The sequence below is a fragment of the Sorangium sp. So ce117 genome (assembly GCF_051524395.1).
In the GTDB taxonomy this organism is placed as follows: domain Bacteria; phylum Myxococcota_A; class Polyangia; order Polyangiales; family Polyangiaceae; genus Sorangium; species Sorangium cellulosum_B.
This window is the reverse complement of sequence record NZ_CP150309.1, coordinates 4,649,110-4,663,238: the sequence shown is the minus strand read 5'-3', so window position 1 is coordinate 4,663,238 and position 14,129 is coordinate 4,649,110. Positions and strand designations below refer to the sequence as shown.

The 14,129-nt window shown below is 66.6% G+C and carries 10 protein-coding genes and 1 pseudogene; 7 read left to right on the top strand and 4 right to left on the bottom strand.

What is annotated here, in order from left to right:
- Positions 1-118: 118 nt before the first annotated feature.
- Positions 119-1,507, bottom strand: a complete 1,389-nt coding sequence (locus WMF46_RS17395) for an IS1380 family transposase (protein WP_437980858.1) — start codon at positions 1,505-1,507, stop codon at positions 119-121.
- Between the two features lie 431 nt (positions 1,508-1,938).
- Between WMF46_RS17395 and WMF46_RS17390 the strand changes: the two genes are divergently transcribed.
- From WMF46_RS17390 to WMF46_RS17380, 3 genes and pseudogenes are all read left to right on the top strand, one after another.
- A complete protein-coding gene (locus WMF46_RS17390) occupies positions 1,939-2,286 on the top strand; it encodes a hypothetical protein (protein ID WP_437986623.1) in 348 nt (115 codons plus the stop codon).
- Between the two features lie 8 nt (positions 2,287-2,294).
- Entirely contained in the window at positions 2,295-3,332 is a 1,038-nt protein-coding gene (locus WMF46_RS17385; protein ID WP_437986622.1) for a hypothetical protein, read from the top strand.
- A pseudogene (locus tag WMF46_RS17380) lies at positions 3,329-6,466 on the top strand (type I restriction endonuclease subunit R); the annotation flags it as partial. The gene WMF46_RS17385 and the pseudogene WMF46_RS17380, both read left to right, overlap by 4 nt.
- A 1,197-nt stretch (positions 6,467-7,663) precedes the next feature.
- On the opposite strand, the gene WMF46_RS17375 reads toward WMF46_RS17380, so the two are convergent.
- Positions 7,664-7,864: a hypothetical protein gene (locus WMF46_RS17375; RefSeq protein ID WP_437986621.1), complete on the bottom strand. Its 201-nt coding sequence runs from the start codon at positions 7,862-7,864 to the stop codon at positions 7,664-7,666.
- Positions 7,865-9,414: 1,550 nt separating this feature from the next.
- On the opposite strand from WMF46_RS17375, the gene WMF46_RS17370 reads away from it, so the two are divergent.
- Entirely contained in the window at positions 9,415-10,365 is a 951-nt protein-coding gene (locus WMF46_RS17370; RefSeq protein ID WP_437986620.1) for a reverse transcriptase domain-containing protein, read from the top strand.
- Between the two features lie 109 nt (positions 10,366-10,474).
- Here the strand turns inward: WMF46_RS17370 and WMF46_RS17365 are convergent, their stop codons facing one another.
- Both WMF46_RS17365 and istA read right to left on the bottom strand, forming a co-directional pair.
- Positions 10,475-11,236 (bottom strand): ATP-binding protein, encoded by a 762-nt coding sequence (locus WMF46_RS17365; protein ID WP_437982261.1) that lies wholly within the window; start codon positions 11,234-11,236, stop codon positions 10,475-10,477.
- On the bottom strand, positions 11,233-12,720 hold the full coding sequence (istA, locus tag WMF46_RS17360; protein ID WP_437982262.1) for an IS21 family transposase: 1,488 nt from the start codon (positions 12,718-12,720) through the stop codon (positions 11,233-11,235). Before istA ends, WMF46_RS17365 begins: the two co-directional genes overlap by 4 nt.
- A gap of 479 nt (positions 12,721-13,199) precedes the next feature.
- Here istA and WMF46_RS17355 point away from each other — a divergent pair, with 479 nt between their 5' ends.
- From WMF46_RS17355 to WMF46_RS17345, 3 genes are read left to right on the top strand one after another with little or no spacing between them, the layout of a single operon-like run.
- A complete protein-coding gene (locus WMF46_RS17355) occupies positions 13,200-13,382 on the top strand; it encodes a hypothetical protein (RefSeq protein ID WP_437982263.1) in 183 nt (60 codons plus the stop codon).
- Complete coding sequence (locus WMF46_RS17350) at positions 13,379-13,834, top strand: group II intron maturase-specific domain-containing protein (RefSeq protein WP_437986619.1); 456 nt, start codon at positions 13,379-13,381, stop codon at positions 13,832-13,834. Before WMF46_RS17355 ends, WMF46_RS17350 begins: the two co-directional genes overlap by 4 nt.
- A 24-nt stretch (positions 13,835-13,858) precedes the next feature.
- Complete coding sequence (locus WMF46_RS17345) at positions 13,859-14,113, top strand: ATP-binding protein (protein WP_437986618.1); 255 nt, start codon at positions 13,859-13,861, stop codon at positions 14,111-14,113.
- Positions 14,114-14,129: the final 16 nt, after the last annotated feature.

The following is a 14,129-nucleotide window of genomic DNA, read 5'->3' as shown; positions in this document are numbered from 1 at the left end:
GACGCGCGAGTGGCGTTCCGCCGACGAATGCGACGTCGATTACAATCGGGTGCGCTCAGCGCGGCGCAAAGGCACACGCCCCCCTTACCCCCCACCATGATTTCGGCTGGTTCTGGGCTCAATTGAGCCGGCGAGCGAGCTGCGAGCGCTCCGGCACGTGCAGCTTCGTGCACCGACTCGAGCGGGCCAACCTTCCAGGGACGAGGATCAGCGCGCGCCGCAACCACGGCGTTCGCCAGGTCGCGAGGTGCGGAACATGGTCGAGGACATACCGGCGCATCAGGTTGGCGGTCAGCAACTTCAGCAGCAGCGCGGCATGATTGGCGTTGAAGCTATGGCTCGGCACGCGACCGCATCCCCATCCGTGCTTGAGATCGCCGATGAGTGGCTCGATGCCCGCGCGCAGGTCATACCGCGCCGCGACGTCTTCCGGCGCTTCGACCGGCTCGTTGGTCAAGAAGACCTGCACCGTGTAGTCGAGGCCCTCCCAGAGGTAGATCTGCTTGCCGTTCTCCCGATCGCGTGTGCGTACGGCGATCACGCGGACTCCATTCGGCCAACCGCTGCGCCGGAAGGGGACCTCGGTCACCTGCCGTCGAGGACGACCGTCGGCATCCCGGTCGATGGTACGCCATCCGGTGGCGTACGCGACCCTGCCGACCAGATCAGGGCTCATCCGCGCCTTGGTCAGGAAAAAGCATTCCTTCGTGGCGACGGCGTGCATCAAGGCGCTGCAATCCCCCGCGCCGTCGATCCGCACGTAGATGGCCGCGCTCGGCGCTGCGGCGCGCGCCCGGTCGATGCACTCCTCGACGAAGGGCACATCGGCTTCGCCGAAGCTCGTGTCGCCCGGTCGCAGCTTGGCCCCGACAATGGCCTCGACCTCGGCGATGCGCGCCAGGATCGGATGATAGCTCGGCCGGCCACGGTAGCGTGGGTTCGGGCCCGGAAGTGCCCCCTCTTGCATCCCGAAGAGCGGCTCCACGGTCGTGTCGACGTCGATGTGCACGAAACGGTGCTTTCGGCGAGCAACGAGGGCGAGCCCGTGGTCGACGACCATGCTGTGCAGCGCTTCGAGCGCCTCCTCATCGAACCGGCACAGGTCCCGGTAGACGGTGTCGATGCTCGGGACGACGCCGCCGGCGAGACGCACGAAGAGCGGATCGACGGCGAGCGCCTCGATGCCGAAGACGCGCTCCTCGCCGGCGAGCGCGCTGTCCATCAGCAGGCGCATCTGCGCAGCCATCGGGTAGATGACCGTGCGGCCGGTCTTCAGCCGGGAGAACCAGCGGCTCAGGGCCGCGTCGATGCCGAGCTCGCGGATGAAGGCGCCGAACGGGGCGAGCCCTGCGACGCCCGTCAGGTTCTTCTCCGTGGGCTCGACGTGAATGCTGCGAGGGTCTGGCCGCCGGATTCGCTCTTGGTGCCGTCCGTCGCCTTTCCTCTTGAACCCGAGCTCGCGTCGACGCACCTTGGAGGTGCTCGGCGTGTGCCTTCGTTTGGTCATAGCAACCCGGACGGGTCGCCACGCCGAGCCTTTCTTTCAAGGACTTCCGTTTACGACGGCGGATTTCTCACGCCTCGGATCGGTTTCGTAGGCGCGAAATCCACGTTCAGTCGTGGTTCGTCAAATTCGATCCAGTGCGCGCAAAGATTGAAGGCCGGCCGCCGGTCGGGATGGATGCCGAGACAGCGAAGCTGTTTCCGGACGGGTTCACTGACTCGCAGATTGGCACAATCCCTCGTGGATGGCGGGTCGACAGGCTCGACGCCCTCGTCGAGCTGCGAAGGGGGCATGATCTGCCGTCTTCGGCAAGGAAACCGGGCACTGTCCCGATTGTTTCTTCTGGGGGCGTGAGTGGTACGCATAGCGTGGCTCAAGCGAAGGCGCCAGGTATCGTAACTGGGCGATACGGTACCCTTGGACGGGTGTTCTTCATGAGCGAAGACTATTGGCCGCTCAATACTACGCTCTATTCCTCGGATCTGAAGGGCAACGAGCCGAGCTTCGTCTTTCACACGTTGGAGCGTGTCGATTTCGAGAAGTACAGCGATAAGGTAGCTGTTCCCGGCATCAACCGGAATCACCTCCACATGGATCCGGTCTTGATTCCCCCTGCGGCCGTCCAGGGGGCGTTTGCGCTCAGCGCCGATCAGTGGCGCATAGCCGCGAGGGCTCTGGTAAGGGAAAATGAGACTCTCGGCGCGCTCCGCGACACCCTCCTCCCCAAACTCCTCTCTGGCGAGCTCCGCGTCCCCGAGGCCGAGCACGCTGCGAAGCTGTAGGTCCGCGTATGCTGGCGGAGGAGCGCGCGCCCCTCGTCCGAGACGACGGCTTTGATGAGTATATCAACGCCGATGGGCCAGTTGTGATCGCGGGCAGAGAGTTCCTGCGCAGCAACATCCTCGCCTCGGACGAGGACTACTACAGGGAGGCGCTCCTGGAATGGCGTCAGGAACAGCTCGACGAGCTCCTCGAGACCGCCACAGAGCGCTTCCCTCACCCGATCGCGCACTGCCTCTACCGCTACCTCAATAGCGCGCGCACCGAGAACGAGCGCCTCCAGTTTCTCAAAGATACCTGGGAATCTATCATTGAATTCGTCTACGCATTGACCCTCGCCGAGGTTCGAGCGCGCGAGAGCAAGATCGCCGTGACAGCTACCAAGACCCGGGACTTCAGGCGATATCTTGACTCGCGCAACGTGCGAGATCGTCTTGAGGTTGTCTGCGTGGCATACGAGTCGAGCGCGGATCTGCCGTTGCTTCGCTCGACCGTGTCGCGCACGGCTGTGGAACGGATGATTCGACTGAATGCGCACAGAAACGAAGACTTCGCGCACCTCGGTACGCTGAGTGACCGGCAATCGTCCGCGCTCATCGCGGAGCTGGAACCTGAAGTTTACAGCGTGCTTCGGGAGGTTAGCGCGCTCGAACGGGTCGAGATCGTCCGTTTCGACAGACCGGGGCCCAGGCGGGCGGAGGGGGTCTTCGAGACGTTTTTTGGCCATGCATCCACCCGAACCGTTGAGACGAGGGTCATGTCGCCACAGATAGCGGCCGCGCTCATCCAACGTTCGTCCAACGACGTGTTCCTCAAATCGGGCGAGGAACTCTTCCCGCTCTCCCCCATCATCGTCTGGCGTGACGCGAGGGGGCACCGGTCCGAGCTCGCGTTCATGAAGAAGCGGCGGGTCGAGCGCGGTCACAGCATCTTTACGTTCGAGGCGTTCGGGGTCGCGGAGGAGTTCGAGGACGACTCTGCAGAGCTTGTGGCCGATCTGGACGCGATCAAAGCGCTCTTCGAATCGGCGAAGGAAACCAATTCATGAATGCAGTGCGGGAATCCGACCTCGAGCTCGCCACCCTGGAGTGGTTCGCGGACCTCGGCTACGAGGTCCTCCCAGCCGACAATCTCGACCCGGAATCGGCCCACGACGAACGATCCAGCCTCGAAGACACCATCCTCCAGGGCCGCCTCGCCGCGGCCGTCCGCCGCATCAATCCCGAGCTATCCGAGGACGCCGTCGCCGAGGTCCTCCGGCGCGTCCTGCGCCGTGATGCCCCCACCTTGCCACTTCAGAACGAGGCCCTGCACCGCCTGATCACCCGCGGCGTGGAGATCGACGTCGCTCAAAAGACCGGCGGCGTTCGCGGGACCTTGGTCCGCCTCATCGACTTCGACGACCCCGAAGCCAACGACTGGGTGGTCTCGAACCAGGTACCCATCGTCGACCGGATCAACGGCCGCGGCCAGCTCCGCCGCCCCGATGTCGTCGTCTGGGTCAACGGCCTCCCCCTCGCCGTCTTCGAGCTGAAGAACCCGGCGGACCCCAACGCCGACATCGGCAAGGCGATCCGCCAGCTCGATACGTACAAAGCCGACATCCCATCGCTGTTTGCCACCAATGCCGTCCTGGTGATCTCGGATGACGTTCACGCCAAGATCGGATCGCTCACCGCCGACGCCTCGCGCTTCGCCTTCTGGCGCACCATCACCGGCGAGAAGGATGAGCCCAAGGGCGCGCAGCCGCTCGATGTCCTGGTGCGTGGCGTCTTCGACAAAGCGCGCTTCCTCGACCTCGTGCGCAGCTTCACCACCTTCGAGCACGATCGCGGAGAGGTGCAGAAGAAGGTCGCCGGCTATCACCAGTTCCACGCGGTGCGCCGCGCCGTGGAGGAGACGGTGCGCGCGGTCGGCTCCGGGGGCGACAAGCGCATCGGCGTCGTCTGGCACACGCAGGGATCGGGCAAGAGCCTGAGCATGGTGTTCTACGCCGGCAAGCTGGTGCTCGACCCGCGGATGGAGAACCCGACGATCGTCGTGCTCACCGACCGCAACGACCTCGACGACCAGCTCTTCGGCACGTTCGCCAAGTCCGAAGCGCTGATCCGACAGACGCCTGTGCAGGCGGCCGATCGCAAGCACCTGCACAAGCTCCTCCGCACCGCGTCGGGCGGCGTCTACTTCACCACCATCCAGAAGTTCCTCCCCGAAGAGGGGGAAAAGACGCCGACGCTCTCCACCAGGCGCAACATCGTGGTCATCGCCGATGAGGCGCATCGCAGCCAGTACGGCTTCGAGGCGCGCATCCACCAGAAGACCGGCGCCACGGTCTACGGGCTCGCCAAGCACCTGCGCGACGCGCTCCCCGACGCATCGTTCATCGGGTTCACGGGCACGCCCATCGAGCTCGACGATCGGAGCACGGTACAGGTCTTCGGCGACACCATCAGCCGCTATGACATCCAGCGCGCCGTCGACGACAAGGCCACCGTCCCCATTTTCTACGAGAGCCGCTTGGCCCGCCTCGATCTCGACGAGGTGGAGAAGCCGCACATCGACACCGAGTTCGACGAGGTCACGGAGGGCGAGGAAGAAGGGCGCAAGGAGGCCCTCAAGAGCGACTGGAGCAGGCTCGAGGCCTTGGTCGGCACCGAGAAGCGGCTCCGCCTCGTGGCCCGCGACGTGATCGAGCACTTCGAGAAGCGCCTTGCGGCCATGGACGGCAAGGCCATGGTTGTGTGCATGAGCCGGCGCATCGCCGCCGAGCTGCACGATCACATCGTCGCCCTCCGTCCGACCTGGCGCGGAGCCGACGACGACTCCGGCGCTATCAAGGTCATCATCACCGGTTCGGCCTCCGACGTCCCGCTCCTCAGGCCCCACGTGCGCAGCAAGGCCGCCCGAGAGCGCCTGGCCGAGCGGTTCAAGGATCCGAAGGATCCGCTGAAGATCGTCATCGTCCGTGACATGTGGCTGACCGGCTTCGACGCGCCCTGCCTGCACACGCTCTACGTCGACAAGCCTATGCAGGGTCACAACCTCATGCAGGCGATCGCTCGCGTGAACCGCGTCTTCGGGGACAAGCCGGCTGGCCTGGTGGTCGACTACCTGGGCATCGCACCGTTCCTCAAGAAGGCGCTCGCCACCTACACGGCGAGCGGCGGCAAGGGCGCGCCCTCGAACCAGCAGGACGAGGTCGTCGCCCTGATGCTGGAGCAGCTCGAGATCTGCCGCGACGTGCTCCATGGCTTCGACATCCCCGGCTTCCTCGCCGCTCCGCCCGCGAAGCGCCTGGCGCTCCTGCCAATGGCCCGCGAGCACGTCCTCGCGCAGAGGGGAGCCGAGGGGCAGTCCAAGAACGCGCCGCCCGACGGCCACGACCGCTACCTCCAGGCCGCGGGTAAGCTCACCACCGCCTTCGCCGCCGCGGTCCCTCACGAGCGCTGCGACGAGGTCCGCGACGAGGTCGCCTTCCACCAGGCCGTTCGCGCTGGTCTCCTGAAGCTGGAGACCGGGCGGAGCACCTCGGGCGCCGATCTGAGCCACGCCGTTCGCCAGATCGTCGCCAACGCGGTGGTCCCTACCGAGGTCGTCGACGTCTTCGCCGTCGCCGGCCTGCCCAAGCCCGATATCTCGATCCTGTCGCCGGAGTTTCTCGCCGACATCCGCGGCATGCAGCACAAGAACCTCGCGGCCGAGTTGCTGCGGCGCCTGCTCCTGGACGAGGTGCGCACGCGGCAGCAGACCAACGTGGTTCAGGGCCGGAAGTTCTCCGAAATGCTCGAAGACGCCCTCCGGCGTTACCGGGCGCGGACAATCACGACCGTCGAGGTGATCGATGAGCTCCTCGAGATCGCCCGCATCATTCGCGAGGGGGACGTCGCGAGCAGGGCGCGGAACCTCTCCCGCGAGGAGAGCGCATTCTTCGACGCGCTGGCCGACAACGACAGCGCCGTCGAGGTGCTGAAGGACGCCGGCCTGGCTGCGATCGCGCGCGAGCTGACCGAGGTCGTGCACCGCACCGCCACCATCGACTGGAACCAGAAGAAGTCGGTGCAGGCGAAGCTCCGCCTGGCCGTGAAGAAGGTGCTGAAGAAGCGCGGCTACCCGCCCGACGGGACCGAGCGCGCGACGCAGCTCGTTCTCGAACAGGCGGAGCGCCTCAAGATCAACGTCACGGAAGGCGCCTCCGAAGCGCCGACGACAGTCTCCGAGGAAACGGCGCCCGTTGTGCGTGAGACGGCCGCCCTCCCCGCCCCTCTCGCGATTGTCGACGGTCTCGTGAGGTCACAAGCCAATGCCGTGCTGCGCGTGAAGACGCGCCGGGACGGCTTCGAGAAGGCGCTCACGTTTTTGGCCGCAATCGGTCTTGCCCTCCTGCGTCAGCGATCCGGCGGGACCGTGCCGGAGAAGGCGCGCAAGGCGATCGGCCGATTCGCCGGCAAGCCCCTCTCGATGGGTGGTTGGTTCGAACTGGCCTGCGCCTTCGCCGCCGAGCTGCCTCCCGATGCGAACGACCCCGTCGTCACGAGCGTGCGCGCGCTGGTGACGGCCGACGGCAAGCGTTCGGCCCTCGCCCACGCGATCGAGACCGAGGTCATCCCCGATCGCAACATGTTCTCGCACTCGGTGACCGCGACCGAGGAGGCGGTCGCCGCTACCGAGCAGCAACTCAAGGAGCTGTGGACACAGCTCGAACGAGACGTCGAGGGTCTCCGCTGCACGCAGCTCGTTGCCCTCGCGGGCCTGGTCGATGCGGATCCCACGGCCGGCACGGTCCGCTATCAAGTGCGCCAGCTCCATGGTAGCCCGGCGCACTTCCCCATCCGTGAGGTGACGCTGCGCGATAGGCTTGAAGAGGGATGGACCTACATCCTTCACGGTGATCGTGCCCTCTCCCTCGCGCCCGTGGTGGCGTGCGTAGCTAATGACGACGGCGCAGGACACGGCTTGTTTTTGGCGCGTGAGGTCGGGGCCGGATCCGAGAAGGCGGTCGAGACGGTGAGTCTGACGTCGGGTGCGAAGCGAAAGATCAAGGTGCGGGGCCGGTGAAACCGGTCTCTGTACGGTCACCGCTGGCAAATGCACCGGAGTCAGGTGTACGAGCCCTGCTGATCCAGGAGCTTGGCGCCCCTGGCCCCATGACCCTGCAACCGGGTGGCCCCATGGCCCTGCGACGTGGCACGCGAACTCATGCAAGCAAGCAAACATGTTCCGTTGTGATGCTTTGGATTAGCCAGTCCGACGGTGAATGCTTACCGGCACGCAACCATCGCGCGCGGGCGATCTCAGCAGAGCCCGCGGGCACTGGCGGGCGGCAGGGCTTCGGCAGCGAGTCGACGCGAGCGGCGGGCTCGGCGTTCGGTCCAAGCTTGCTCATGACTCCGGTGCCACCGGCAGCCCGAGCAGCCGGCCGATCGCCCCGTGAACGACCCGGGCCGCCACCTCATCCCCGAGGGCGACGGCGCAGCTCAGGGTGCTGGCGAGCGAGGCGACCACGGCGGCGCGACGCGACTGGTCGGCCAGGGCGATCTCCCCGGACCCAGGGCTTGACCGCTGGGCCCGGGTTGGGCCCATGCCGTCCGAGGGGGTGCGATCCGTCGTTACGCTCTCCCCAAATCCCCGGGGATCCGACGGATCGCGACGGTTCGCCACCACCGAACAGTCCCGCCAGGATTCCGGTGCGGTGTCGAACCGTCGCGATCCGTTACTTTCGGCGGGATTTCGGGGGGGCGTGACGACGGATCGCACCACCCTCGGGTGGCATGGACCCAACCCGGGCCCAACGAATAGGCGTTTGCGGGACTGCGCCTGAGCAGCAGCGGCGGCGAGATCGCGGCGCAGTCCCGCAAACGTAACGAATAGGCGTTTGCGGGACTGCGCCTGAGCAGCAGCGGCGGCGAGGTCGCGGCGCAGTCCCGCAAACGTAACGAATAGGCGTTTGCGGGACTGCGCCTGAGCAGCAGCGGCGGCGAGATCGCGGCGCAGTCCCGCAAACGTCGGGTTGAACGAAGCCGGGCGGGGCGCTGCAGAACGGCACGGGAGGGCAGCGAGGCCCGGTCCGGTACCGGCATGCGCCTTGCTCTTAAATACGGGGAAATTGCTGAAGCAGCGGGAGCTGCGGGCAGACCTCAAGCGGGGCACCCGGGCGGGTACCAAAAAATCCGCGGCAGTATTCCCGTCGTGGTTTGCGGAAGCCGTCGACACCCGAGGACCTGCCACGTGGCTCGTCCAATGCCCCCTCCCCGCCGGCATGGGAAGAGGGTCGGCTGGGCATCGCCGCCTACGCGCGGCCAGCTACGGCAGCCTAAACGGTCTGCGCGGGCGAAGGAAGTTGCCGACGAAGGCGGCTTCGTTCTGCGCCGCAAGGCGCTCGGTGACGCCGTATAGCGTCTCGCGTCGCGCGTCCCGGGCCAGACCAACGCCCGGACGGACACGTGTGCCCACGGCACGCCGATGCGCCCCCGTAGCGCGCTCGGCGCCGCCCGGACCACGCTCTTTCGACCCAGGACCGAGCCATCACGACGCTCGCGGCCCCACCCTTTCGGTTTGCTGCGCTACACTTCTTCGCGCTGCGATCCGGCTTCTTTTACCTACGGTGCGCCAAGCACAGCTTCGATCAGGAGGATGCCATGTGAAGTCCACACCAACTGAAACCTGATGTAGCGACCCAGCGGGTTGAATTCCTGCCCGACCAAGGTAGGGCCGCCAGTCGGAAGCGAGTCTTGCGTGGTGACCGAGGGCAACCCGGACCACGAAGCGTAGACAGCGAGCACGCGGGCTGCGGAATCGGGCTCCGAAAGAAAGAAGTCGTGGAAGCCGACGGGACCGTAAGCCCGGAAGGCAACATCGAGGGAGCGATGCGTAGGGACATGTTCCCGGAGGCCTGCTCCTGAGATTCCACCGGAGTCGAAGAGCCGGGGCATGCGTGGCGAGGGTCGCCGAGGAACTTGGGAGGTCCCACTGGCTCCGTCGTGAGACGGAACCGTGAAGGCGAGCGCGAGCGAAGCAGAAGCGGGGCGGTGGGACGTCGGAGCGCGCCATAGTAGCGATGAATCGGGGGAACCGAGCCGTGGGACCCCGTGGAGCGAAGGGCGCGCCGGGACACGGAACCGTAAGAGGGAAAGATGGAAGAGACATCGGGCTTGGTACCCATCTCAACGCGACTCAAACGGATAGCAGGGCTGGCGCGGCAACTCCGCGAACAGCCGCTCACGACGCTTGCTCATCACATCGACCTGGGATGGCTACGTGAGGCACACCGAAGGACGCGCAAAGATGGCGCGGTGGGCGTGGACGGACAGAGTGCGGACGACTATGCGGCGCACCTGGAGGACAACCTCCGGTCGCTTCTCGAACGCGCGAAGTCCGGCACGTACCGTGCGCCGCCGGTGCGCAGAGTCCATATCCCGAAAGGGTCGGGCTCGGAATCGAGGCCGATCGGTATTCCAACTTTCGAGGATAAGGTACTGCAACGCGCAGTTGCCATGGTGCTTGAAGCCGTCTACGAGGAGGAGTTTCTGGACTGCTCGTACGGCTTTCGTCCCGGCCGGTCGGCGCAACAAGCGCTGGACGAGCTGCACCGAGAGGCGATGAGGATGGCTGGCGGTTGGGTCATCGAGATCGACATACGGAAGTATTTTGACTCGATCGATCACGAGCGTCTGGGCGAAGTGCTGCGTCGCCGGATACGCGATGGAGCGATTCTGCGCCTGATAGGTAAGTGGTTGAATGCGGGAGTGCTCGAGGACGGAAGTCTGAAGTACCCGGACGCGGGTAGTCCGCAAGGCGGGGTCGTCTCCCCGATTCTTGCAAATGTCCTTCTGCACGAGGTGTTGGACGTGTGGTTTGCCAGAGAGGTGCGACCGCGCATGCGCGGCCGAGCCCATCTGGTGCGCTATGCCGATGACGCTGTGATGTTGTTCGAGTACGAGGAGGACGCGCGCCGCGTGATGGCTGTGCTACCGAAGCGATTCCGCAAGTACGGTCTGACGCTGCACCCGGACAAGACCCGGATTCTGCCGTTCGAGCGGCCGGACCGGATGACGCGCCGACGCGACGCTGACGAGGGGTGTTGATGATCGCGGCAATCCGCAGGGATTCGGTGAAGTTCACCGGTGAAATCCGCGCCCGGTGCCGGTGAAACCCGCATCCGGCGGCGGTGAAGTTCACCGGTGAAGAGGTGGCTCAGTGCTTCTTGGCGCGGCGCTGCTTGGTGCGAATGGCGCTCAGCTCCTTGGCTTCCTTGAGCCGGTAGCTCTCGGCCTCGATCTCGATCACCTCGGCCCGGTGCACGAGCCGGTCGACGAGCGTGACGACGCAGGCGGCGTGCGGGAAGACCTGGCCCCAGTCGGAGAATGCCTTGTTCGTGCTGAGCAGGATCGGCTTCTGCGTGTCGTAGCGACGAGTGACGACCTCGAACAGCAGGTCGGCGTAGCGGCCGTCGTAGGAGAGATAGCCTACTTCATCGATGCAAAGAAGGGCGGGAACCGTGTAGCGATGCAGCCGGCGCGCGAGCGCGGCCGAGGACTCCTGCGCGGCGAGGTCGGCGAGCATGTCGCTCGCGGTCGAAAAGCGCACCGTGTGACCGCGGACGACGGCCTGGTGAGCGACGTTCTTCAGGATCATGGTCTTGCCGACGCCGTTGGGGCCGACGAGCACGGCGTTGTGGCCGGTGGTGATGAAGCCGGGAGCGAAGAGGTCGTCGACGGCCTCGCGGTCGATTTTTTTGGGCCAGGACCAGTCGAAGTCGGCCATGGGCTTGAAGGCGGCTACGCGGGAGTTTTTGATGCGGCGTTCGAGGCTGCGCTTGTGGCGCTCGCGCTCCTCGATGGCGAGCACCTCGCGAAGCCAGGGCTTGTCGGCGAGCTCCTCCCAGCACGCGAGCAGACCAAACAGGCCGAGGCCCTTCAGGCGGGCCTTCGTCTCGGCGGGCGTTAGATCGGTCATGGCGTCGGGTCCTTCTTCAGGGCGTCGTAGGTGGCGAGCGAATGCGGCGTGACGACGAGGGCGGCGTACTGGCCGCGCGTAACGGGGATCGAGACCGGAGGCGGCAGGTGGCGCTCGGAGCGGCGACGGTCGATCACCTGGCGCACGGCGCCGACGTGGATGGTGTCGCGCTCGAGCACCTCGACGAGCGCCTCTTCGAGCTCGGCGGCGCCGACGGCGTCGAGCAGGTGTAGAAGCCGGGCGATGGCGCTGCCGACGTTGTCTCCGCGCTCGGCGAGGATGCGCAGGAATGCCTGGCTGCTGCGGGCGGCGCGGGCGAGGCGATCGAGGCCGCGATGCTCGCGGGCGCGGCGCTTCTCGTCGACCAGGCGCTGGATGTGCACGGGCTGCTCGATCTGCTGGCCGCGGTCCCACGAGCGGACATGGGTCGCGAGGATCTCGTTGCCGTCGGCGATGCGCACTTGCTCGAGGTCGGCGAGGACGACGAGCGTGCGGCTCGTCCGGTCGTGGGGAACCGAGTAGTCGTTGAGATCGAAGCGCGCGTAGGGGGTCTTTCCGACCTCGACCTCGACGCGCTCGTGAGCTGGAAACGGCGTGTCGGGGGGCCCGAGCAGCACGCTGCGCTCGTCGTCGAAGGCCTGGCGCACGGTGCGGGCGCGGTCCTCGACCCAGGAGCGATCGAGCGCTGCGGAGCTGGTCCACTCGGTCGCTTGTCGGTTGAGGTCGTCGAGGTCGGCGTAGGTCCGGGCCTCGAAGAACGCCTCGCGGACGTAGCGGATGGCGCGCTCGACGCGGCCCTTCTCGTTGCCGCGGGCGACGGCGACAGGGCGCGGCTCGAAGCGGTAATGCCCCGAGAGCTCCAACAGCATGGGGTGGAACCGGATCGCGTCGCCGTGACGCTCCACGACAGCGCTCTTGAGGTTGTCGTAGAGCAGCACGCGCGGGACGCCGTCGAACTCGGCGAACGCCTCGACATGCCCGCGAACGAAGAAGGGCATCGCCGCGCTCGGGAAGAAGCGCAGGAAGATCCGCCGCGAGTAGCTGAGTACCATGACGAAGGCCCAGAGCGGGCGCAGCGCCCGGCCGACAGCCAGCTTGCCGAAGTGCGCCCAGTCGACCTGCGCTTGCTCGCCGGGCAGCGTACGGAGCCGCTGGAAGGCCTCCGCCGGCTTCTTGGGGCGGAGACGGCCGATCACCCGGCGCAGATGATCGGGACCGCCCGGATAGCCCCGCTCCTTGAGCATGCCGAAGAGGCGACTCGAGCGCAGCGAGGGATACTTGCCGAGCTGCTCGACGATGAAGGGCACGAACGGGTCGACCATCGACGGGCGGGGCGCGACGACCTTCGGGTCGACGCCCGCTTGCCCGAGCACGCGCTGCACGGTGGTGTGATGCAGCCCGAGCTGGGCGGCGATGGTGCCAATAGGCCACTTCTCGCCGTGGTAGAGGCGCAGGATGTCCGCCTCCTTGTCTTTGGCGATCACCGCCGCCTCCCATCACCGCGGAGGGCCTCGTGGGACGCGGGGAGCGCGTCGGTGAACAGCTGACCGAGCGCGCCGCTCGCGCATGGCCCAGGGCGGAAGCCGCGCTCCGCAGAGCGAGCAGCGGCCGACATCTCGGATCCGATCGTCATCGTTGTCCTTTCGGCCGGGGGTGATCTCCGGCGCGACCTGGGACATCGACGCGGCCGCGGCTTCCGTCACCACGTGATGCGTCACTTTCTGCGCGGAGAACTTGTCCCGCTGCCGGTCGCGGTACCGGGCCTGGCGAGCGGCATGGAGGCGGCGAGCGCGAAGCCGGCTCTGGTAGGCGGCGCCGGCGCGGCGGAGCGACTCACGACGCCGGAGCGGGCGGCAGTTGGAGCAGAGGCGCTGGCCGCGATCGCAGCGACGGCAGAACCGAAGCTGGACGCGGCAGCGGGCGCAGTGGGCGAGGCGGTAGGCGGGCGAAGGCAACGGGATCCATGACGCCGCTTTCTGGACCTGGAGCCCGGCTTGTGATGAAGGTGGGGCACTCCGGCAACGCGGAGCTCCAGAAGGCCCGAGGGTGGCAGCCCTCGGGCCTTCGACTTTTCGGCCGGCGCTACGTCTACGCCGCGGAGGCGAGCGCGGCCCAGATCGGCGTGGGTGCCGGCGGTGAACGGTGAACGCTGCCGATCATGGGGCCGCGGTCTTCACCGATCGGGCGCGGCACGCGATGATCACCGACAAGGGGCCGTACAAGCCGGCCACCTTCGACTTCCTCGGCTTCACCATCCACTGGGGCAAGAGCCTCGCGGGCAAGTGGGCAGTGAAGACACGAACGGCATCGGATCGCTTCCAACGGGCATTGAGGGGTATCTCGCAGTGGTGCAAGGCCCATCGCCATGAACCACTCGAGAGGCAGCAGCACGTCTTGAACCTGAAGCTCCGAGGCCACTACGGCTACTATGGCCGCCCTGGCAATCGGGCGAGGCTCTGGACTCTTCTGCATTGGGCCACGCGGGTGTGGTGGCGGTGGCTGCATCGCCGCTCCCAGCGTGGTCTCTCCTGGGCGGCAATGAACCGGCTCCTGAAGCGCTACCCGCTTCTGAAGCCGACCGCCGTCCGAATCGTGTAGCGAAGCCGTGTCTCGAAGAGCCGGATGCGGGAAACCTGCACGTCCGGATCCGTGGGGGCCCCGGGAAGGCGACGACCCGGGGCTACCCGACCGCTCTGCGACTGGCCTTCGATCTTTCCCAACGCCACCTGCGCCACCGCCCTGATCGACCGCGTGATCCACCGCGCCGACGTCATCGCCATCGAGGGGCAGAGCTATCGGCTCCGCGATGCCGAGGAGCAGAGCTCGTCACGCCGTGCGTCCACCAGCAAGGACGCCGGCAAGGCGAAGAAGTCGTAGTCCTCCCGCCCAGCAG